The organism is Vibrio sp. Vb0349 (assembly GCF_033338975.1).
The window spans coordinates 1-1,355 of the sequence record NZ_JAWOTS010000220.1 but is presented as its reverse complement, the minus strand read 5'-3'; the positions used below and the strand labels follow the sequence as shown (position 1 = coordinate 1,355).

The 1,355-nt window shown below is 44.4% G+C and carries 1 protein-coding gene; it reads right to left on the bottom strand.

What is annotated here, in order from left to right:
• Positions 1 to 342: 342 nt before the first annotated feature.
• The coding region (locus tag R7Q47_RS24710; protein ID WP_318089904.1) for a lipocalin-like domain-containing protein at positions 343 to 1,355 on the bottom strand (1,013 nt) is incomplete at its 5' end.

The following is a 1,355-nucleotide window of genomic DNA, read 5'->3' as shown; positions in this document are numbered from 1 at the left end:
GACATCGTTCATGGTTTCGTCCTTATATTTATTATCTTAATAAACGATTAACAAAGAGTGATAAGAGTGTATAGCTGCAGAAAATTTTAGAATAATCGCTTGTTCAGAGTATAAACTTCGATTTTTCCGAGGTTATCTTCATTACTCATCGTATTTTTCAACAAACTATTGAGACGAAGTAAGCCTTCTCGCCTCCTCTTATCTATCCAGTTATTAACCAAGATCGTTATTAAAGTAGCATAAGATGATGTCTCACTTCACGGTAAGTCTGTGATTTTTTAGACAGAACTAACGTGCTTCAGACACAAAAAAGCCACTTTGCTAAGTGGCTTTCGATAGATTTTAGTAGCCGGTGAGCTGCATAAAGCCCCACGCCTCGTTGGAGCCAGAAGCCAAGATTGGGCCTTCCCAGTAAGGAATAACAAATGGCAACCACATATCGGATTTTATGATACGAGTCGTCAAATTAATTTTGTGTTCAGGTGCATTGATGATCCATTGCAACGGTAAACGTCTGCCATTCGACAGGCTTGTTACCTGCATTGGCGTAATCGAGACCTCTTTCTCTGATAGATTGACCACTTTTCCCGAACGGGTCGATAGCGTACCGAAAATATGAGGCGTCTGACCGTGGTGACGGTAACGGCTAACCGTTAACGCACGTCCATCATCCAAGTTAAAGACAAACCAATCCCAACCTTGTTGGCCTTGGCCGATTAAGCCACTGCCCCATTCTTTTTGCGTCCAGGCTGAGCCTGTTACGGGGATGAGGCGGCCATTTAAGTTCAATGTGCCTTTTACATTAAGAAACGGTGCGCTAAAGCTAAACGACGCCACAGATTGCAGTGCATGTTTAACTTGAAAGCCTTTGTCTCCATTTACCACAAACGGCCCGCTTGTCATGGTATTCAGTTCGAGTCCGAATGTGTCCGTTGTAACATTGAGGTTGCCTGGAAATGGTGTAGAGCCTAATGAGCGCCAAGTCCAGTTATCTATCCATAAACGGAATGGTCGGTTTGTCATGCCAGCTTGACCAATACCACCACGCGCAACACGCTGTTCTTTCCACACATGCGAACCATGGCTCACGACAACATGTGAAATGTACAGTTGCGGGTTTTGCCAACCGCTGGTTTCTCGTTCATCGGTGGCGACGCGAAAATAGCTCCACTGCACGTTGTAAGTGCGACCTTGCTTATCTTGCAGCTTCGCAAAGTAGTTCCACCATTCATGTTGATATTCAGGATGGAAGCGAAAGTCTGAAGGCAATGAGACATGCTCGTCCGGTAAAACCGGCTCAAAAATGGTTTTATTTTCTCGCGTCAGTACCGAATTGATTTCGTTTTCTTGGGTAG